This is a genomic window from Paenibacillus sp. FSL H8-0079 (genome assembly GCF_037991315.1).
In the GTDB taxonomy this organism is placed as follows: Bacteria; Bacillota; Bacilli; order Paenibacillales; family Paenibacillaceae; genus Paenibacillus.
Map to the genome: position 1 here is coordinate 376346 of NZ_CP150300.1, position 20513 is coordinate 396858.

Below are 20513 nucleotides of genomic sequence, written 5' to 3' on the forward strand. Positions count from 1 at the left end.
TATCATAACAAAAAAAGAAGCAATCCAGAGCTTTAATCTCCGAATAGCTTCTCTCACTTTCTAGTTCAAACTTTTATCCAAACACCTTCGGCTGAAGATGTAGAGCGACTTGCTCAGTCTGCCGGACCATGTCCGGTGAGAAGGTGCAAGGCAGTCTGCTGCCAACGAGCAACACGGCGCCAGGCACGCTTCCTTCCTGGAACACAGGTACCGCTATGGCACTTACCAGCCGCTCAGCAAGCATTAATGGGCAACGACCGGGTGTATGCTCCCCGGTGGATTGTGCATCAGATCGGGCTGGGCGTCCAGTCCGAAGGGCTGTGCCTACCAGATCTTGTCCGGGACGCATTTCCATGCGTTTTACTCGTTCATTACTAGCCCCAGAAGTATACTTCCAGCGTAGCATCGTCCCGTTCAGACAGGCAAGTCCGCAGAAGTCGCTGGATGTGTTCAGGCGCAGGCCGTCGATCATCTCCTGAATGCCAGATGGCAGTTCATCATGCATGAGAGGACACTTCCTTTTTCGGAATTATAACGTACGTTACGTGTAATTATTATCATTAACCTTTGAACCGGATCATCTTAAAGTAAGGGTATTACGATGTTAGTTCTATTGTAGACCCTTTCTCGTACATTGTAATTCAGGGAAAACCCCTATTTCCGTTCTATAATTTACTGAACCTGGGCATAGGGGAGCTTTTGAATCAGGTACACCAAGGGATTGGAGAAATGCAAAGGATGAGGCATATCGGTGAAATGTGACTTTTCTCACAGCAAATTCAGGGAGTTTCTCGTTAATGATCAGGTAATCCCCCGATAACCCTGAAGCTACTTTCGCGATATGATGTATACATAAGGAATCACCGAGGGGGACGAAGGGTATGGGTACAGTATTTGTAGAAAGAACAACCCAAAGAACAGAGCAGAAACAAACGGAGGCGGGCAAAATGACACGAGAAACAGGCGGAATCCTTTCGTTCGTTACACCTGAGCAATGGGACCTGATTGAAGCGAAAATGCAGCCCAAACGGGTGAAGTCGGGGTATAGTCTCTTTCTTGAAGGCGATGAAGCCGGATATCTGTACTACATTCGTTCGGGACGAGTGAAAATGACCAAGTCGACGGAGGATGGCAAGGAAATTATTTTATCCATTCAACAAAGCGGCGATCTCATCGGTGAATTCGGCGGCATCGGCGGATTGAATCATAGCTACAGTGCAGAGATGGCGGAAAAAGGGGAACTGGCCATTATCTCGCTCAGCGATCTGGAAAGTATACTCAGCAAACATGGCGACCTTGCCTTGAAATTTTTGCAATGGATGGCACTGTCGCAGCGGATCACCCAGTCGAGATTCCGTGATTTGCTGCTTTACGGCAAGGCGGGTGCACTCGCTTCGACTCTGATCCGTGCCAGCAACTCGTATGGGAAGATTACACCGGATGGTATTGTGCTAGACATGAAGCTGAACCATACCGAGCTTGCCGAGATGATTGGAGCTACCCGGGAGAGTGTAACGCGGATGCTGGGGGCATGGAAGGAACAAGGTACGCTGGATATGATGGACGGCAAACTGATGATTCGGGATCTGGCAGCCTTGCGCTGCATGTGCGGATGTCCGACATTCCCAAGCTGCCCGGCAGAGCTGTGCCGGTTGTAACATAGCTTGTTCCGAGGCTTCACCTCCATTGGCGATTGGGGTCGTTACGGAGAAAAAGAAAGAAACGAAAAGCTGGCGTCCCATATGTGGGAGTCAGCTTTTTGCGTTTCCATGAAATTGTTCATTAGTATATTCTCTGGCGAGAATCGAATAGAGCACCGAGTCATGAAAGGAACCTTTGTAGAACCAATGCTCTCGCATTAGACCTTCACGCTGCATACCAATCTTCTTCATAACGTTCTCCGAAGCCGTGTTGTGCGGACGACATTTGGCGTAAATGCGGTGAATGCCAAGTTCGTTGAAACCGAAACCCAGTAAAGCGCGGGCTGCTTCGTCGGCATAACCTTTCCCCTGGTAAGCAGGGTTGAGGACGTAACCGATCTCTGCATTGGTTTTCTCCATAACGTGAATGCCCACTCCGCCAAGGAGAGAGTCGTCACTTTTTAAACATATCGCAAGTTCAAAGCCTTCTCGTGGTTGTGCCTGCTGTGTGTCCAACACAAACTGCACGTATGCCCGTGTATCCTCTTCCGTATTCGGTCCCCATGCTGTATGCTGTGTAACTTCCGTCATGGAGGTATAGGCATGAATCCTCTCCCAGTCGGTCTCCCGAATCTCCCGGATAATCAGTCTGTCGGTCTCCAATTGCATCGTTGTTCACTCCTTCACGTTTGAATAACTTTAATGTACATTGTACAACAAAAATAGCCCACAACAGATTCAACGAATGAATCGGTTATGAGCCATGATGTAGATCTATGATGTATGTCGAATGCTATTGTGGTTGTTTACATTGAACTGCGGGATACGTATATGCCAGCTTGCGAATAATTTCCTTTTGCCATTTCGTATCACCCAGATTGGTTGCCAGGTTCAGAAGATCCAAGTAATCGTCAAGCTGCAGGTCAGCCTTTTGCAGAGGTGTATTCATTCGATGTTCGTTCCCCTTTATCTATAAAATCGTAAAATCATATGCAGTAGACAGGTACATAGAGACAAGTTCAAGAATGATAATCATTATCATAGTTATATACTTATTATGCAATGAACGATGGCAAAATGCAATCCCAAGTCCGTAATGAATTCAACTTTTTTCTGAAAATAGGCTCATCCACAGCACATAGGGGATATATACACCCAGATAAGCAGCCGGATACAGGAACCAGCCATTCAGCAGGAAATGGTGAATCTCGGTGGTGAATGTGGTCATATGGGCATTCGTCGCATACACATCGCCAGCGATGACCGTTGCCGCACTATAAAAGCAGAGCAGTGCAACAATATGAAACAGTCGCGTAACCATCCGAGAACGAAGTGCAACATAAGCCATAATCAGTGGCACAATTAACAAAGGTATTAAAAATATAAGCTTCGTCATAATCTATCATCTACTCCTTCGACATATGTAAGGTATGATCATCATTATGGGCAAATAGACTCAACTTCTAAACTTTTTCATAAATTTTACAAAAAGAAAGAGGAATTCAGCATATGAACAATTAAATTAAAGGAGGATAACCCATTATCAGGTAATTTGGAGGAGGAGAAAGGGAATATGAAGAAGGCGTTATGGCAGCACTGGATCGGGGCATTCCTGGTCTTTATCATGATGGCAACCGCATTGCTGGGGCCGGGTTCGCAGAGTCCGGTACAAGCTGCAGCACCACTTACGGTATCTCAGGCCATCGCTGCCCAGAGCGGTGGAGGAACGGCAACGGTTGAAGGAATCATCGTTGGACATGCTACCGGGTCACTTACCGCGAAGTTTACATCTCCGTATGCCAATGATTTTAATGTTCTGATTGCGGATTCAGCGTCAGAGCGAACCAACGCCAGATTATTGGATGTACAAGTTCCCGCATCTTTCCGTTCGCAATATGGACTGGCTTCCAATCCGAGTCTTGTAGGCAAAAAGATCATCGTAACCGGAACTTTAGGCGCCTACAATAGCTATGCAGGAGTCAAAAACCCAACGTCCATCGCGCTTTCCTCCGGAACAACCAATCCTGATCCAGAACCGAACCCAGGTACAACACTGCCGGATGGTACCGGCAAGAAAGTATTGTTCGATAATACCCACGCCCAGACAGCAGGTGCTGCCGACTGGATTATCGACGGGGCATTTTCTGATTTTGCCAATGGTTTGCGAAACGCAGGCTTTGCCGTGGATCAGCTGGAACGCAGCATCCCGTATACATTTGGTGAGCAAGCCATCACCTATAATAAATTGAAAGATTACCACGTCTTCATCATCGGCGAAGCCAACGTGCCGTTCAAAGCGACTGAGCAGGCTGCGCTGGTGCAGTATGTACAGAACGGAGGAAGTATCTTCTTCATCTCCGATCACTACAACGCAGACCGCAACAAAAACCGCTGGGATTCTTCCGAAGTATTCAACGGCTATCGCCGTGGTGCCTTCCTGAATCCAGCCAAAGGTATGTCTTCGGCTGAAGCGGAATCACCTGCCATGCAAGGTGTGATCAGCTCCGATTGGCTGGCGACGAACTTTGGTGTTCGTTTCCGCTACAATGCACTCGGCGATGTGAACGCATCGGATATCGTTACACCGGCCCAATCCTTCGGCATTACAGCTGGCGTTAATTCTGTAGCCATGCATGCCGGATCGACCATTGCAATTATGGATCCGAACAAGGCAAAAGGCTTGGTGTATGTACCAAGTGGTGTGTCCAAGTGGGGCAATGCCGTGGATCAGGGCGTATACAATGGTGGTGGACGAGCTGAAGGAGCCTATGCCGCCATTGCGAAGATTGGTGCGGGCAAAGCTGCATTTATCGGCGACTCTTCCCCAGTGGAAGATGCTACTCCGAAATATTTGCGAGAAGAGACCGGCGCCACCAAGAAGACCTATGATGGATTCAAAGAAGTGGATGATGCTACTTTCCTCGTGAATACCGTGAAATGGCTCGCAGTCAAAGAGAGCTATACCAGTCTTGCACAAGTGCCAGGACTGACATTGGATACGGCAACAAGCCTGCTTCCGATGGAAGCTCCGGCTGCATCGACCGAGCCGCAACTTGAGCCGTGGGCTGCACCCGCAGCAGGGTACAAGTGGTATGACCCGACTACATTTAAGACAGGTTCATACGGCAAAGCTCAATAAGTGAAATAGGCAAACATCAAATTATTATGCGAATAGGGCCTGACCGTGAAGGTTTGCGGACAGGCTCTTTTTTTGCTTGTTATACCCGTTACAATCAAGACCTTTATTAGCTCATACAGCCTACTGCCATTGCATAAATACCTGCTCCGAAGGGGAAGTTATGGGTACTAATGATGTGGAGCGAGGTACGACAGGTCCAACCCAAAAAAGGAGGCGGAGAATGATGACTCAGCAAGCAGACTGTGACAGTTCCTCGATGAGGCAGAAGCTCAAGGCAGATCTGCACCGTGTGGCGGATCGAATGAACATGACGTTATCCCGTTTTGACAATGACAGTGTCTGTCTATTGGGACAATTTGCAGAGATTCGAGCGGAGATTAAGCAGATCGAGGTGCTCGCCTCTTCTTTTTATCTGGATTGTTATCTTTCACCTTTTACCGAGAAGTTTGCTGAATTAACATCAAGCGTACAGCATCTGTCTGACCGGAGATATGGTGCGCTGATTGTGATTGAACGCGAAATTCCGTTGGAGACGATTATCCATTCAGGGGTGGCAGTGGATGCCAGAGTGACGCATGCGCTGCTGGAATCGCTGTTCATTCCCGGTGCGCCTCTGCATGATGGGGCTGTTCTCATTCGTGGCAATCAGATTGTATCCGCTGGTAATGTGTTGCCTTTATCGCAGGCGGAAGTGCATGAACGAAAGATAGGCACTCGTCATCGGGCTGCGCTTGGATTAAGTGAATTGACGGACGCCGTTGTACTGGTTGTCTCCGAAGAGACGGGACAGGCATCATTTGCGGTGGATGGAGATCTGCATCCGATTAATGTGGTTGAGACGTTATCTTAAATGGTAAACGATGCTTCTCTGACATTGCGATGTGATTTTGCACAAACTGGGTATTCATGGGTACAATAGAGGATGGTAATTAAATAGAGAACATTGCGATTGGATCGCAAAAATGGTTGGAGGAGACGGTTAGCACATGAGTTGGTTTGAAGCAATGGAGCAACACGATTATGAGGAACTGGTTCTGTGCCAGGATCGAAATTCAGGTTTAAAAGCAATTATCGCCATACACGACACAACACTCGGCCCTGCGCTGGGAGGCACACGGATGTGGACTTATGCTTCAGAAGAAGCCGCCATTGAAGATGCCCTGCGCCTTGCCCGTGGTATGACATATAAGAATGCGGTATCCGGCCTCAATCTGGGCGGCGGCAAAACGGTCATTATCGGAGATCCGCGGCGTGACAAAAACGAAGCAATGTTTCGGGCGTTTGGACGATATATTCAGGGATTGAACGGACGTTATATCACGGCCGAAGATGTGGGAACGACGGAAGAGGACATGAACCTGATCTATCAGGAAACTGATTATGTGACAGGCATCTCGGCAAGCTATGGTTCATCCGGTAACCCATCGCCTGCAACGGCTTGGGGTGTATATCGTGGGATCAAGGCAGCAGCCAAAGAAGCATTTGGTACCGATCTGCTGGAGGGTAAAACTATAGCGGTCCAAGGTGTCGGCAATGTGGCGATGCATCTGTGCAAATATCTGTATGAGGAAGGTGCACGTCTGATCGTTACGGATATCCATAAGGACTCGGTGAAGCAGGCTGTGGATCGCTTTGGCGCGACCGCTGTTGATCCCGCAGACATCACGGGTGTGGAGTGTGATATCTATGCACCATGTGCGCTGGGTGGCACAATTAATGACGATACGCTCAAGACGCTCAAGGCGAAGGTCGTAGCGGGTTGTGCCAACAACCAACTGCTGGAGACCCGTCATGGAGATCAGTTATATGATATGGGCATCGTATACGCGCCTGACTATGTTATCAATGCGGGTGGCGTGATTAACATTGCAGATGAGCTGAACGGTTATAACGCGGATCGAGCGTGGAGCAAGATCGGAGAGATCTATACCAATCTGGAGAAAATATTCGAAAGCTCACGTACCGAAGGTATCGCAACCTATGTTGCCGCAGATCGTCTGGCTGAGCGACGGATTGAACAGATGAAGAATACGCGTAGCACATTCCTGCAGAATGGTCATCACGCACTGAGTTCCCGGAGATTGCGCAAGTAAACATAATCCATTCATCGGATAATCTGAAAACGGTCTGTTAGGTAACGGCAACATCCATTCCAGAGATGGATATTGTCGATCTGACAGGCAGTTTTTTTTTTTTTTGCTTTCAAAATATAAAAACAGAAAAACAGTGGCAATTTTTCCCTAATACATCAATTCTACTATGCATTTTTCCGATAAAGTATATACATCGTTCAGATGGAGATGGTTCAGGGAAATGGGGAGAAGTGGAATGGGGAAAACGGGGGAAAAGCAAGGGATAGGGCATAAGATTAAAAATATGTCGCTTAAAATCAAGCTGCCCATCATGATCAGTGTACTGGTTGTTTTGGTTCTGCTCGGTGCAACGACTACAAGTTATATGATCTCATCTGATGTTGTGGTCAGGAAAAGCAAGGATGAGATTAATGTGATGGCTGACCGCCTTGGGGAAGGGATCTGGACAGCGATGCAGCTTCAGCAACAGATGAGTCATGCGATATCCGTACATAATACTTTCAAAGAACTCTTGGAGTTGCGTAATACCAACGAAATGACAGATGAGACCTTTTTCACAGAGGAGAATCCATACTTCAATAGAGCGAATTCGATTCTCACCGACAGTATATCCGACACGGTAGGCACCAAGCCTGACCTGTTCGTGTTTGATAAGGAAGGAACCATGGTGGCGGGAACCATGCCAGAAGTCATTGGGCAGTCACGGGGAGATCGGGAATATTTTAAGGAGTCTATACAGGGGAAATCCTTCATCAGTGATGCCGTGGTCTCTAAGACTGGCAAAAAGCTCATAATTGTATTCTCTGAGCCCATCACCGATGAAGAGGGGAATATACTCGGTGTGTTAGCGATGTCGGTGGATAGCAGCTTCTTCTTGGGACAACTTGGAGACATTAAGATCAATGGTCAAGGCAAAGTTGAAGTGCTGAGTCGAAGCGGCATCATTATGTATGATTCACTGGACCCTTCCTTTGTGGGGCAAACACTGGGAGAGGATAAGGACGCCATGGGGATCATAGAGGCCAGAGCCACTGATAAAGTGAAGGTCACTTCGATGGATCGAGATGACATCTATTATCGTATCAATCAGATTCCTGGCTCAGATCTTTCTGTGGTCATTGTAGATGATTATGATGATATCAAACGACCATTAGAAGATATGCAGCGCCAGATGGTTATCGTGACATTGATCGGAGTTGCTCTGGCTATTGGCGTAGGATTATTGATCTCTCGTAGTATTACGAGACCTATCATTCGTCTGATCGGGCTGTTCCAACAGCTTGCTCAAGGGAATCTGATCGTCAAGGCCAATGGTAGATATAACAGTGAATTCAAGGATCTGGCGGAGAGCTTCAATGGCATGGTGGAGCAGAACAGAAACCTGATCACCGATATGAATAGTTCGATCCATGTCCTTCAGGCCAGTACTCAGGAGCTGGAGGAAACATCCAGACAGACGGCAAGATCCATTGATGAGACGTCGGCGACGTCCATGGGGATTGCGAAGGCGATGGAGGCCCAATCCGAAGATACCGAGCAGATTGCAGGCAAATTCAACAGCTTCGGCGATAAAGTGGCTGCCATGAACAGCAGTGCACAGGATGTGAAGGCAAGAGCAGATGAGATCGAAACGGTATTCCACAACGGGAATGAAGTCGTCAATGAACTGATGCGTATCAATGAGGTGAACGAACGGGAAGTGGAGAAAATCTCGGAGATTACCGTCAAACTTCAAACAAGTTCGGGCAGTATTAGTCAGATCACGGAAGCCATCAGCCAGATCGCCAAGCAGACGAACCTGCTTGCATTGAATGCTTCAATCGAAGCATCACGAGCTGGAGAGCATGGCAGAGGATTTGCAGTTGTGGCTGAAGAGATTCGCAATCTGGCAGAACAGAGTTCACGCCAGTCCAAGGAAATCTCCAGCATTATCGAGCAGAATCTGGCCGATGTCGCCGAGAACAACCAAAGTGTTGCCGAAATTCACACCATCTCTTCCAGACAGGATGAGCTTGTCATTCAGACTCGTCAGGCATTTGATGTGATTTTGGAGAAGGTGACGGTCATTAATCAGCAGATCGCCACGATGGCAGGACAGATGCAAGAGATGTTGCAGAACAAGGACGACGTACTGGAGTCAGCACATAGCTTGTCGGCTTCAGGAGAACAGGTATCTGCATCGGTTGAAGAAGTAACGGCAACCATGATGGAGCAGTCTTCGACGGTACAGCAGTTGGCGAACATGGTCGATACGATCGATCAATTGACGCAAAAGCTGGCCGAATCTGCCGCAAGATTCAAGGTGGAATAAGCGTTAGTTGAATATGATATAGAAGCAAGAGTAAGATGACAAATGAGCACTCCTTCGGAGTGCTTTTTTGGTTTGTATTTAAAAAAATGAAAGAACACTACTGACATACTGTTGGCAAGAGCGACCTTGTATGATCAAGATATACAAATACGAAGGAGGACATTACATTATGTCAGCAATTGGACCAGATTTCATTTCACTTCAGGTTAGCAATCTTGAAAGCTCTGCCGAATTTTATCAAAACTATCTCGGACTGGTACGCTCACAGGCGGGACCCCCTCATGCGGTGGTCTTTGAAACAAAACCTATTGCATTTGCTCTTCGTGACTTATTGCCAGGAACAGAACTTGGTTCAGGTAATCAGCCAGGACTTGGTATCGCTCTGTGGCTTCATGCCCCAGATACGCAAGACATCTACGACAAGCTTGTTGCAGCAGGTGTAAAGATTACATCTGCCCCAATAGATGGACCATTCGGGCGAACCTTTACATTCTCCGACCCAGACGGGTACCAAGTTACCCTTCACAGTAAAGCCTAATACGCTAATGTATCCATCTTAGATAATAGTGATAACTTCCTGTCACAGGGAGCCGAGTGAGTATTACAACATTAAAGGACAGAGCTAATCTTGATGATTAGCTCTGTCCTTATTCCGTTATTCGGATTCAGCGATATATTCATTCTATTCACTGCTGACGACTACGGCTTTCTTTTCCGTAAAGTAATACACCAGAGCGAGCAGTGGCATGATCAGGCCAATCAGTGTTGTGAGACTCCAACCTCCGTTAGCATAAGACCAGCTTCCGAGAGATGAACCAAGCGCACCTCCAACAAAAAAGATCGACATGAATATACCATTCACACGTCCTCTCGCTTCACTTCCTAACGAATAGATGATGCGTTGACCCAGCACCAGATTTCCCGAGACAGCCATATCCAGTGTGATCGCCACGATCACAAGCAGGATCAGTGCTAACGTGGAGTGGCTCTGGAACACATAAGCAAGACCGAACGAAGCAACAGCGATCACCATGGCAGCACCCGTCAGAATACGTGTTAGTCCGCGATCAGCAAGTCTCCCGGCAATGGGAGCGGCAATAGCACCTCCGACACCAGCCAGTGCGAACCAGGCAATGCCTTGCTGTGACATGTCAAAATCGTTAGCGAGTCTGAGCGGAACCGTAGTCCAGAATAAGCTGAAAGCACCAAACAGACTGGCCTGATAGAACGCCCGACGGCGTAGCAGAGGCATCGTTCTGAACATTGTGCCCAAGGATACGATTAATTGGCCGTATTTTAAGGTGGGTTCAGGCTTCCGGGCAGGAAGAGCACGTGACAGAAGCAGCATTAGAAGTGTTATAACAATGGCGGAGAATACAAAGACTGTCTGCCAACCGAAGAGGCTGGTGATGAAGCTTGCGACAGGACGAGCCAGCATAATGCCCAGCAGTAACCCACTCATTACATTGCCCACAACACGTCCGCGTTGTTCCTCGGACGTAAGATACGTCGCATAAGGCACCAGAATCTGAGCGACAACAGAACCTATGCCAATGAACATAGAGGCGGTCAGAAATACAACAGCCGTGGGCGAGAAAGCCGCAGCAATCAGGGCGACGACCAGTACGCTGAGGAAAAGCACGACCAGGCGCCGATTCTCGGTAATGTCACTGAGCGGCACGATGAACAACAAACCAATGACATAGCCAATCTGTGTCAACGTCACAATCAATCCGGCAGCGGCAGAAGACAGACCCGTTGTAATACTAATCGGTCCGATAACGGTCTGAGCATAATACAAGTTTGCCACAATCAATCCACAAGCCGACGCCAATAAGAAAATAATCCAGGTGGGCACAGGTGCCTGCTTCACTTGTTGTCTCATATCCATCGTAATCAACCTCCACAGATTTCAAATTTATGTTCGATCTAAACAAGTGGTATTTAAAAACGCAAATTACTAAACGTTGTGTTCACTAATTACAAACATATAATAAACTAAACGTATAGTATTGTAAATAGGCATTACATAATTCTAATGAAACTTTAAATGAGAACGAAAAGGTAAGCGGAGTATGAATTGTGTGTACTCATCACTGTTTAGTATAATGAACGTATCGTTTTTATGAATATTACTGATGATGATATATATGATTTACAGCCAGGAGGGCTCAAAATGACTGCAAAAAGAGGACGTCCGCGTAACATGGAAACCCAGAATGCTATTCTTACAGCGTCGTACGAGTTGTTGTTGGAGCACGGATTCGGGACAGTTACGATTGAGAAGATTGCTGAACGTGCACAGGTAAGTAAAGCCACTATCTACAAATGGTGGCCGAACAAAGGCGCCGTCATCATGGACGGATATATGTCTGCCGCAACGGCAAGATTGCCAGTACCGGATACAGGCTCGGTATTGGAAGATATACGCATACATGCGAGTAATCTGGTTCGTTTTTTGACCAGTCGGGAAGGAAAAGTGATTACGCAGATTATTGGAGAAGGGCAGTCAGATGAAGGGCTTGCCGAAGAGTACCGTACAAGATATATCCAACCACGTCGGCGTGAAGCTCGGGGAATTCTGGAGAAGGGTGTGGAGCGCGGCGAATTGAAGAGTGGGATAGACATTGGATTGTACATTGATCTGATCTACGGACCAGTGTTCTATCGCATGTTAGTGACGGGTGAAGCAATGGATGATGGGTTTGTAGATGTGTTGCTCCGTTCATTGTTTGAAGGCATTCAGTCCAAGTAGGTACAGAGAGAGCGAGCGTTGATACAAGTGGGAGGAAGAGGGAAGAGGGCGATTCGTAGGAATCACCCTGGAAGGAACTCGTGTATATTGTACGGGGAACTAAACCTGGAATATAGGTGAGATGGCTGTGGGCCATGAATCTGTAGCATTAGAGGAAAGGAAGGATGAGTGCTGGGTTAACACCGGGGGTTCACTCCATACCGAACTGGGCAGTTCGCGGCGTAATACAGGGGCCACTTCCTTGGCAAAACGCTCCACTTGCTCCAGCTGCTCGCTATGCGTCAGTCCATCTACGCTGATACTCAGCACCTGATGTCCGTAAGCGGCATGATAATCCAGAATTTTCTCAATGACCTGCTCTGGACTGCCGATCAACACAGGACCTCGTGCGATGTTATCCTCAAGATCGGTAAATGGAGACTGGTTATGCTGTGCAGCGGCACTGGCATGGAACGCTTCATAGTATGGCTTGTAGCGGCGGATGGCTTCTTCACCCGTATCGGCAAGATAGAGACTGCCGGCACCGGAACCAATCACTGCCTGCTGCGGATCATGACCATAATAATCGAGGCGCTCCCGATAATGATCAATTAACGCTTTATATTTGGCCTGAGGGTGAAAAGAGTTCGACGTGAAGAGCGGCTCGCCATATTTGGCAGCGAGTTCGGTCGAGACCGTGCTGGACGCGCTACCATGCCAGATCGGGATGGATTGCTGAAGCGGCCTTGGCCAGGTGGTTACTCCCTCAAGAGGAGGGCGATACGTTCCCTGCCAGGTTACATTCTCTTCAGACCACAGCCGTCTTAGCAGATGATAGCGTTCATCTAGTGAATCCCATTGTTCCTCTTCGCTTATACCGAACAGCGGATAGTGCCGAGGGTCATTGCCTTTCCCGATGATCATCTCCAGCCGTCCGCCCGATAATTGATCCAGCGTGGCATAATCCTCGGCAACCCGGACCGGATCAAGTATACTAAGAACAGTAACGGTGGTTAGTAACCGGATGCGTGTGGTTGCTGCGGCTATTGCGGTTAATACGACAGGCGGCGAGGAAGATAGAAAAGGGGCACCGTGTCGTTCACCGATTCCATAGGCATCGAATCCGAGTCGTTCAGCCAGCTTCGCTTGCTCTAATATATTGTGGAATTTCTGCTGAGTCGTCAGAGCTTCCCCGGTTACTGCATTAGGCAGATTCATCATGAGACTAAACAAGGCAAATTTCATCTGACCTTCTCCTTGAACTGAATTGATAATATCTGTGTCGTATAATCCTATTGAAATAGTAGGATATGTAAGTTGGATTAAATGTATCACGTTCTCACGAATTCTTCTAATGGATTTTTTCTATAAGCAGGAATATTCAAGCTTCCAAGTATTCATGTGAAGGAAATTGCCACGATTTTTATTGACCGCTGTAAAATTTAGGATTAAAATTGTGCATATCATATAAATTCAAAATTATGGATTTTCATTGTGGAGGTGGGATACATGGAACCTACAACTACGATACGCTCATATATTGAGGACTACATCAGGAAACAGGGATATACCCTGCAGTATTTTGCCGATATATCGGGGGTTAACGCTGGAACGCTTAGTGCAATTATTAAGGGGACTCGGCCCATCGCTATGGCTCAACTGGATCTGATTACCCAAGGCATGAAGCTGGAAGAGGGGTATTTCTACGAGGTTTATGGGGCTGAATGTTTCGTGGAATCGGCACCCCATTGGAGAAGACTGGAGCCGTTCCTGCAGCGTTGTGCTGAATTGGACAAGCTGGAATGTATTCAGAAGGTTATCCAGCAAGTGACGGATGATCGCTCGTATATCTCGGAGTTGTTCGAGATGGCGGAAGGCATGCTTGAACGTGGACAGACGAAGGCTGCACGGATGTTGTACGAATGTGTGGCGGAATGTGAGAAGTATCAACACTCGGAGCGTCTCGCTCTATGCCAATATCGCATTTTCACGCTATCTCTCGGTCAGGACCAGCATGAGAATCTTCGTGCGGCCGTACATTTCGAACCGTATATTAATCGGTTGGATGAGGAACGGCAACTGGATGCGATAAAAGACCTGGCGAATACATACTTGGCTCTAAGATACTGGGACAAGGTATTCACTTTGGCTGAAGATCTGGAGCAGAAAACTAAAATTTTGCAATCCTACACAAAGAAAAAAACGGATAAAAGTGATCGGATAACGGCATATCCTTTGTTTGTATATAGAGCATATTCAAATTTGCTGAAGTCTTCCGCATGTGAGAGACAAGGACGCTACGAAGAAGCTCTACAATATACAGAGCTCTACGCCAGTCTTACAAAAATTGCTGAACCGGATGAAGAAGATCAGATTTATATTGATAAATTCGAGGGTTGGACGGAAGCAAATAGCTATCTATATAAGTTAATGATGGGCGATCAAGGTGTTTTGCCGGCTTACGTGAATTATATAGAGCAAAATGAAATGGAATTGCTGCCAGCAATGATAAATATTTTGGAGGCGGCTAATAAATTTGATCATAATATTGATGATATCATTTACAAGTTCAGCGATCAGATTAATTCAGAAGTTACGCGATTAAAGGGATATACTGAACAGGTGGAATTAGATATGTACATCACGTTCTTACTTGAACGCACTATCTATCATCTCAATCGTTGTGAGTATCCAGAAGGTATGAGGCAGCTGATGCATTGTTTGGGAGAAGCCGTCAAAATAAAAAATCAAACAGACATTATCCATTGTGTAGCGTTATATGAGAGATATAGAAATATAGCAAATGCTGAAATTGAGGATCAGTATAAATTAATAATGATGGAGGTTCAGAGCTATTATGATAAAAAAGAAAATCCTGCATTTAATCTTGCTTAGCTTTATTGTTATTAACGTTAGTCAATTGGTTACTTTCGACGATGTGTCACCTATTCAAGCATTATTCCATGTGCATGGAGGCGGCGGTCTGTAGTTATTAAATCAGAAATTTGTTGGTTGCTATAAACTTACTTCCGGAAAGGGGAGTGAGTTTTTTGTTATGTGGAGATTGACCACTGTAAAACACAAGATTAGAATTACATTTATTATAACTTATTGAATAATTAATTCATTTTGGTTGATGGAGGTGGGAGAATTGAAACTTGCACCTACGATACGCACATATATTGAGAATCACATGAGGGAACATGGATTTAAATTGCAGCAATTCTCTGATATTACTGGTGTTAACGTTGGAACCTTGAGTGCTATTCTTAAAGGTAGCAGACCAATGGCAGTGAGTCAGCTAGATCAGATCACTGCAGGTATGGGATTGGAAAAGGGTTACTTCTATGAAATGTACAGTGTGGAGTTCTTTATTGAAGCGGCTCCGCATTGGAGACGTTTAAAGCCTTTCCTTCATCGTTGTGCTGAGTTTAATAAGTTAGCTTGCATTCAAGAGGTTGTCATTCAAGTTACGGATGATCGCTCCTACATTTCAGAATTATTTGAGATGGCCGAAGAATTTAATAAGAATGGGCTGAGTGAAGCTGCACTTATTTTATATGAATGTGTGGCAGAGGGAGAAAAATATCAGCATTCGGAGCGGTTGGCTTTATGCCAGTACCGTATTTTTTTGCTCGACGAATTGTAATATGAAGTGCGACACCTACTGGAAATAAATAAAAAATGGCCCATGGCCGGATTCGTGTAGAATGAAGTCACCACAACACCATTCACACAAGGAGAATCCAACCATGAGCTACAGACATCTTAGCATAATTGAACGTAGCAAGCTAGAAGTCCTCCACAGACAAGGTAGAAGCTCAAGAGCCATTGCGAAAGAACTGGGTAGGCATCCATCGACGATTTGTCGTGAGTTAGATCGGGTGACTTCATCACATCCGTATCAGGCAGAACAAGCTCAGCATGCTTATGAGGAGCGTCGTAAGGCTTCGGTCTCTCCAGGGAGTTGGTCCGATGCCTTGGCTGCTTCACTGGAGGAAAAATTGGAGGCAACGTGGTCTCCGGAACAAATCACCGAACGTTTCCGTATCGAAGGGCGGCATGCAGTCTCTTTCAAAACCATCTATCGCTGGATCTATTCAGGGCGCCTGGTTCGAGGCATATTACAGGTTCTTCGGCATAAGGGGAAGCGTCAGAAACCCGCAGAAACGCGCGGCAAATTCGCCATTGGAAGGACGATTTCAGATCGCCCAAAAGAAGTCCATTCCCGTGAAACATTTGGGCACTGGGAGTTGGATACCGTTGTATCGGGTCGTGGGAGAAGTAAAGGCTGCGTAGCGACGTTGATTGAACGCAAGACACGTCTATATACCGCTTTTCTCATGCCTGATCGCACCGCTTTGTCGATGGAGATTGCGCTCGGTGTAGCGATCTCACAGTATCCCACGGGAACCTTCCTCACAGCCACGGCTGACCGAGGCAAGGAGTTTGCATGCTACGCCCATCTGGAAGCCACCCATAACCTACACGTTTATTTTGCCGATCCGTATTCATCCTGGCAACGCGGTTCCAACGAGAATGCGAATGGATTACTTCGAGAGTTTTTCCCTAAAGGTACCGATCTCGCGAGGGTATATGATGATGATCTCGCTCATTCACTCGACCTAATAAATCACAGACCACGAAAATGCTTGGGTTGGAAGACCGCTCACGAATCTTTCGCAGAAGAACTGTCGCACTTGGTTTGACAATCCGTCGCTCCATAAAACCATTAAACAATTCGATAATCTAAGTGCAGCGATAAAATTTGAGCCATATATTGAGAAGCTCGATGAAGAGATACAATTGGATGCAATCAAGGACCTAGCAAATGTTTATAACACAATACATCATTGGGATAAAGTTGATAAATTGGCGGATGCACTTGAACGGAAAGTTGATTTTCAGCTCGAACTTCAATCTCGAAGACGGAAAAATATAAAGAGGGTTGCCTTTTATCCCATATTCACATATAAAGCGTACGCAAATTTATTAAAGGCGAGTGTATGTGAAGCACGAAAGGAATTTGAAAAGGCGCTGGAATACACAGATATTTATGCAAAAGTTGTTGAAGTTTCTAACCCGACTGAGGAAGAACAGATATTAATAGATCGTTTCAAAGGATGGGCAGAAGGGAATCGATATTTATATCGCTTAAGTAGTGGAAAGCATGAGGTTATTGAATATTATTTAGATTACCTTGAATCCAATCCTCACGAAATCTTAATAGCATTCGTAAATATTGTTCAGTCAGCTAATCAACATTTGCTTAACATTGATTTTGCATTGGATAGATTTGATTCGTATATTACAGATTTTAATACGGAGAGACATTTAGAAGGAACCTACAACCAGCAAATGTTAAATCATAGGTATATACGCTTTTATTATGAGTTAGCGAAGTACAGGCTCCACCAGCAAAAGTATATGATGGGTATTGAAGCTTTGCTGACAAGTTTGGAACTGGCTTCAAGTAGTAGAGATGACCTTATGTCTATTAAATTAATTGATCTTTATGGGAAATTTAGAAGCCAAGCAACTATTGAGCAGGAAGAACTGTACACTGGATTAATAACAAACCGAAGTATAGAAAACTATATATAAAATACTACTCTACAAAGAATATAAGCTCGTGCAATGCACTTAAACATATTGCTTAAGGTGAGGTTTAGATTTTTGCAAAGTATTCGATTATCCATTGTTTAGAGAATGTACCCTAGAATAGGTTGAAAAAGGGGTGCATGCTGTGAGTGAACTGATACAGATCAGAGACCAAATAGAACAGAGTAAACAATATCTTAGTCTCTTGGCAGAGCAACATGGCATGCAGGACTATAAAGTTCTTCAACAGTCTAGGGTTCTAGATGAACTGATTAATAGATATATTCGACTTGCTAAGAATAATTTAAAAAGAAAGTAGCTTGTTAAATTTTCCATAACGAAAAGAGGATTCTCCATTGCAGATTGATATACAGAAGCTTTATGACAAATATATAACGTTAAACATTCCTAATCCATTCACTTTAGAGCAGATCCATGAACGACTGACAGAGAAATACTACGCTGAGAAGGTAGATTTAGAAGAGTTTTCCGACTTGCGTAACGACCCTTATGCCGGATTTGATCAGGCGGTTGCAGCTTATATATTTAAGGATGAGAGGGGAACTAAGCAGTTAATTAGCCTGAACAAGGATGAAGATATCCATGAGCCACTAGAATTTGCATGGATAATCGGATCGACTGTACAAGGGTTTTCATATTTATTAATGCTTGAAATCAGCGTATTTTATGGAGTGGAAGAGAGCGAGGTGATTCTGGGTAATCAACGTTTTGAGGAATATCTGATTTTGCTCTATTTAACAGGTCATATTGAGTTTGAGAATGACCGCTTCATTGGTCCGTTAAGTTCTCGTTATCGCGAGGGCTACAATCTTCGTTATTTTGGCATCCAGAACGGTTCTGATAATTATCTATATGAATAGATTACTTTCTGATAAAGTTATTAACTTTTTTAGAGAGAAAGGTACCAAAAATACGTGAGGCTAAAATGATAATATGTCCATAGTTCACTTTGGTGTTAGTTGATTAGAGCTTTCTTGAATACGATATGTAGACATGTTATAAATTTCTTTGCCCACATCTTGTATAGATCAGGAGTCTTCATGTCTCTATGCAAAATGCTTGATGTTGAAAGTATCTCTATGTAAATAAATATTTTATTCTGCAAAGGAATAAAATATGAATTTTTTGGCAATGTATCCTAAAATGTTATACAAAGAGGGGGTGCATGCTGTGAGTGAACCGGTGCAGATCACAGATAAAATCGAACGGAACAGGCATGAATTGAGTCGTTTGGCGGAGAATCATGGCATGCAAGACAACAAAGTCCTTCAACAATCCATGCTATTGGATGAACTGATTAATGAGTATAATCGTTTTAAATATAAGAGCCGATTTATGAATAGACAACCGATTGCATGATGCAGTCGGTTGTTTTTATTTAGAGTGTATGGCGCGAAGTGGAATGGGAGAGAGGCTCCGTTCCGAGCCTAAGCCAATAGAGCTAATAAAGACAAACAAGACTCCAAAACCACGTTGAAGTGGGGTTGGAGTCTTTGGACTGTCTCAATTCATCCGTGCCTCAAGTCGCCTTGCGACAATAGACAGCGCGTAGTTGATGACAAAATACAATACGGCTGCAAGCAGCAAGGCCGGGATGATGTAATCGAAACTTTGACCGCCAAGGATCTGCACGTTGTGCATCAGCTCAGGCAGGGAGATGATGATCGCCAGTGATGTATCCTTCAGGAGTGAGATGAACTGGCTGACCATCGGTGGGGACATGCGGCGTAGCGCCTGTGGCATGATAATACCACCGAGAGTCTGCATGTAGCTTAGGCCCGAAGAGCGGGCAGCTTCCACCTGGCCACGCTCAACGGACTTCAGACCGCTACGGACGATCTCAGCGATCATCGCGCCTTCGAACAGACTCAGTCCAACGACTGTGGACCAGAAGACGGACATTTTGATCCCGAGTTGTGGAAGTACGATGTGGATGAAGAAAATGATGAGCAGCAGCGGCAGATTCCGGATCGTATCCACGATCACCGCCACGATCTGAGATAGAATAGGGATACGGGTAAACCGCACCGTTCCTAGCACGGTGCCGAGCACGAAGCTGAATACAATAGATAGCCCTGCTACCTGCAGGGTAATCAGGAATCCTTGAAGCAGAAAACGAAGGTTGGGCCAGGCATAGGCCCCGCTAAAGTCCATATTTCATCAGCCTCCTTCTCTGTGCAGGAATGAAATATCCGATATATCTCCCAAAAAAATCTGTGCCGAGAAAAGGGTCAATCTGTTACATGGTGACCTGACCTGCTGGTTTGTTTTTCTTCGGTTTGCCCTTGGTGCTACGCGCCTCTGCATCGCTCTGACCGAATCTGCGCTCCATATAATGCACCAGGAAGCTGAGTGGTAGTGTCAGGACCAGATAGAACAGGGCAACAATGGTGTATACACTTAGCGGCTGGAACGTATCCGAGTTAACGAGGTCGGCAAAATACATGAGATCCATGCCGGCGACGACGGCAAGAATAGATGAGTTTTTGACCAGGTTGATGAATTGGTTACCAATGGACGGCAAGACAATCTTGATGGCTTGGGGCAGAATGATCAGGTTCATGGCCTGTACATAGGACAAGCCTGAGGATCTTGCTGCTTCCAGCTGTCCACGCGGCACAGTCTGAATGCCCGCTCGGATCGCTTCGGCAATGAAAGCGGCGGTATAGATGGTCAGACCCAGAGTACCGGAGACAAATCCATCCAGCGAAATGCCAAGTGCAGGCATTCCGAGATAGAAGAAAAATACAACCAACAGCAGCGGGATGTTCCGGATAAATTCCACAAAAGCCGTACCGATCCAGTTGAGCGGTTTCACAGGAGATATCCGAAAGATGGCCAGGATTGCGCCAAGGATAAAGCTGCCGATTAGAGCCATAATGCTCACTTGAATGGTATTCAGGAAACCTTCCAGGAAACGATCCGAGTGTCGCATCAGTACGTTGAAATCCAATGTGCCCATATAGGCGAAGCC

21 protein-coding genes are annotated in these 20513 nt (G+C 45.8%); 13 read left to right on the plus strand and 8 right to left on the minus strand.

What is annotated here, in order from left to right; all coding sequences use genetic code 11:
* Window positions 1–73: 73 nt before the first annotated feature.
* A complete protein-coding gene (locus tag MHI06_RS01805; protein ID WP_340400205.1) occupies window positions 74–505 on the minus strand; it encodes a GAF domain-containing protein in 432 nt (143 codons plus the stop codon).
* Window positions 506–881: 376 nt separating this feature from the next.
* Here MHI06_RS01805 and MHI06_RS01810 point away from each other — a divergent pair, with 376 nt between their 5' ends.
* On the plus strand, window positions 882–1658 hold the full coding sequence (locus MHI06_RS01810; protein ID WP_248278147.1) for a Crp/Fnr family transcriptional regulator: 777 nt from the start codon (window positions 882–884) through the stop codon (window positions 1656–1658).
* Window positions 1659–1751: 93 nt separating this feature from the next.
* Here the strand turns inward: MHI06_RS01810 and MHI06_RS01815 are convergent, their stop codons facing one another.
* The 3 genes from MHI06_RS01815 to MHI06_RS01825 all read right to left on the minus strand — a co-directional run bounded on the left by MHI06_RS01815 (window position 1752) and on the right by MHI06_RS01825 (window position 3036).
* Window positions 1752–2309 (minus strand): GNAT family protein, encoded by a 558-nt coding sequence (locus tag MHI06_RS01815; RefSeq protein ID WP_340400206.1) that lies wholly within the window; start codon window positions 2307–2309, stop codon window positions 1752–1754.
* A 124-nt stretch (window positions 2310–2433) separates the two neighbouring features.
* A complete protein-coding gene (locus tag MHI06_RS01820; protein WP_167350941.1) occupies window positions 2434–2589 on the minus strand; it encodes a hypothetical protein in 156 nt (51 codons plus the stop codon).
* 153 nt (window positions 2590–2742) lie between these two features.
* Entirely contained in the window at window positions 2743–3036 is a 294-nt protein-coding gene (locus tag MHI06_RS01825; RefSeq protein WP_076332602.1) for a hypothetical protein, read from the minus strand.
* Window positions 3037–3264: 228 nt separating this feature from the next.
* On the opposite strand from MHI06_RS01825, the gene MHI06_RS01830 reads away from it, so the two are divergent.
* The 5 genes from MHI06_RS01830 to MHI06_RS01850 all read left to right on the plus strand — a co-directional run bounded on the left by MHI06_RS01830 (window position 3265) and on the right by MHI06_RS01850 (window position 9721).
* Window positions 3265–4779: a DUF6359 domain-containing protein gene (locus tag MHI06_RS01830; RefSeq protein WP_340402031.1), complete on the plus strand. Its 1515-nt coding sequence runs from the start codon at window positions 3265–3267 to the stop codon at window positions 4777–4779.
* 220 nt (window positions 4780–4999) lie between these two features.
* Entirely contained in the window at window positions 5000–5629 is a 630-nt protein-coding gene (gene cdaS, locus MHI06_RS01835) for a sporulation-specific diadenylate cyclase CdaS (protein ID WP_169480903.1), read from the plus strand.
* 136 nt (window positions 5630–5765) lie between these two features.
* Window positions 5766–6872: a Glu/Leu/Phe/Val dehydrogenase gene (locus MHI06_RS01840; protein ID WP_340400207.1), complete on the plus strand. Its 1107-nt coding sequence runs from the start codon at window positions 5766–5768 to the stop codon at window positions 6870–6872.
* Between the two features lie 235 nt (window positions 6873–7107).
* Entirely contained in the window at window positions 7108–9183 is a 2076-nt protein-coding gene (locus MHI06_RS01845; RefSeq protein WP_340400208.1) for a methyl-accepting chemotaxis protein, read from the plus strand.
* 169 nt (window positions 9184–9352) lie between these two features.
* The gene (locus MHI06_RS01850; RefSeq protein WP_340400209.1) at window positions 9353–9721 is read left to right on the plus strand and encodes a VOC family protein; all 369 of its coding nucleotides are present in this window, start codon (window positions 9353–9355) and stop codon (window positions 9719–9721) included.
* Window positions 9722–9865: 144 nt separating this feature from the next.
* On the opposite strand, the gene MHI06_RS01855 is transcribed toward MHI06_RS01850, so the two are convergent.
* A complete protein-coding gene (locus MHI06_RS01855) occupies window positions 9866–11074 on the minus strand; it encodes an MFS transporter (protein WP_340400210.1) in 1209 nt (402 codons plus the stop codon).
* A gap of 285 nt (window positions 11075–11359) precedes the next feature.
* Here MHI06_RS01855 and MHI06_RS01860 point away from each other — a divergent pair, with 285 nt between their 5' ends.
* Window positions 11360–11938, plus strand: a complete 579-nt coding sequence (locus MHI06_RS01860) for a TetR/AcrR family transcriptional regulator (protein WP_340400211.1) — start codon at window positions 11360–11362, stop codon at window positions 11936–11938.
* Between the two features lie 99 nt (window positions 11939–12037).
* On the opposite strand, the gene MHI06_RS01865 is transcribed toward MHI06_RS01860, so the two are convergent.
* Window positions 12038–13162, minus strand: coding sequence for an LLM class flavin-dependent oxidoreductase (locus MHI06_RS01865; protein ID WP_340400212.1), 1125 nt, complete (start codon window positions 13160–13162; stop codon window positions 12038–12040).
* A 264-nt stretch (window positions 13163–13426) separates the two neighbouring features.
* Between MHI06_RS01865 and MHI06_RS01870 the strand changes: the two genes are divergently transcribed.
* The 6 genes from MHI06_RS01870 (at window position 13427) to MHI06_RS01895 (ending at window position 18898) form a co-directional block, all read left to right on the plus strand.
* On the plus strand, window positions 13427–14812 hold the full coding sequence (locus tag MHI06_RS01870) for a transcriptional regulator (RefSeq protein WP_340400213.1): 1386 nt from the start codon (window positions 13427–13429) through the stop codon (window positions 14810–14812).
* A 256-nt stretch (window positions 14813–15068) separates the two neighbouring features.
* The gene (locus MHI06_RS01875; protein ID WP_340400214.1) at window positions 15069–15566 is read left to right on the plus strand and encodes a helix-turn-helix transcriptional regulator; all 498 of its coding nucleotides are present in this window, start codon (window positions 15069–15071) and stop codon (window positions 15564–15566) included.
* 103 nt (window positions 15567–15669) lie between these two features.
* A complete protein-coding gene (locus tag MHI06_RS01880; protein WP_340400215.1) occupies window positions 15670–16626 on the plus strand; it encodes an IS30 family transposase in 957 nt (318 codons plus the stop codon).
* 97 nt (window positions 16627–16723) lie between these two features.
* Window positions 16724–17521 (plus strand): hypothetical protein, encoded by a 798-nt coding sequence (locus MHI06_RS01885; RefSeq protein ID WP_340400216.1) that lies wholly within the window; start codon window positions 16724–16726, stop codon window positions 17519–17521.
* Window positions 17522–17874: 353 nt separating this feature from the next.
* Window positions 17875–18399: a pyruvate kinase gene (locus tag MHI06_RS01890; protein ID WP_340400217.1), complete on the plus strand. Its 525-nt coding sequence runs from the start codon at window positions 17875–17877 to the stop codon at window positions 18397–18399.
* 310 nt (window positions 18400–18709) lie between these two features.
* Window positions 18710–18898 carry an aspartyl-phosphate phosphatase Spo0E family protein gene (locus MHI06_RS01895; protein WP_340400218.1) on the plus strand — a complete coding sequence of 63 codons (189 nt, stop codon included), beginning with the start codon at window positions 18710–18712 and terminating at the stop codon, window positions 18896–18898.
* Between the two features lie 144 nt (window positions 18899–19042).
* Here the strand turns inward: MHI06_RS01895 and MHI06_RS01900 are convergent, their stop codons facing one another.
* Together MHI06_RS01900 and MHI06_RS01905 are read right to left on the minus strand one after the other, a co-directional pair.
* Window positions 19043–19693: an amino acid ABC transporter permease gene (locus MHI06_RS01900; protein ID WP_169480891.1), complete on the minus strand. Its 651-nt coding sequence runs from the start codon at window positions 19691–19693 to the stop codon at window positions 19043–19045.
* 85 nt (window positions 19694–19778) lie between these two features.
* The gene (locus MHI06_RS01905) at window positions 19779–20501 is read right to left on the minus strand and encodes an amino acid ABC transporter permease (RefSeq protein ID WP_340400219.1); all 723 of its coding nucleotides are present in this window, start codon (window positions 20499–20501) and stop codon (window positions 19779–19781) included.
* Between the last annotated feature and the right edge of the window lie 12 nt (window positions 20502–20513).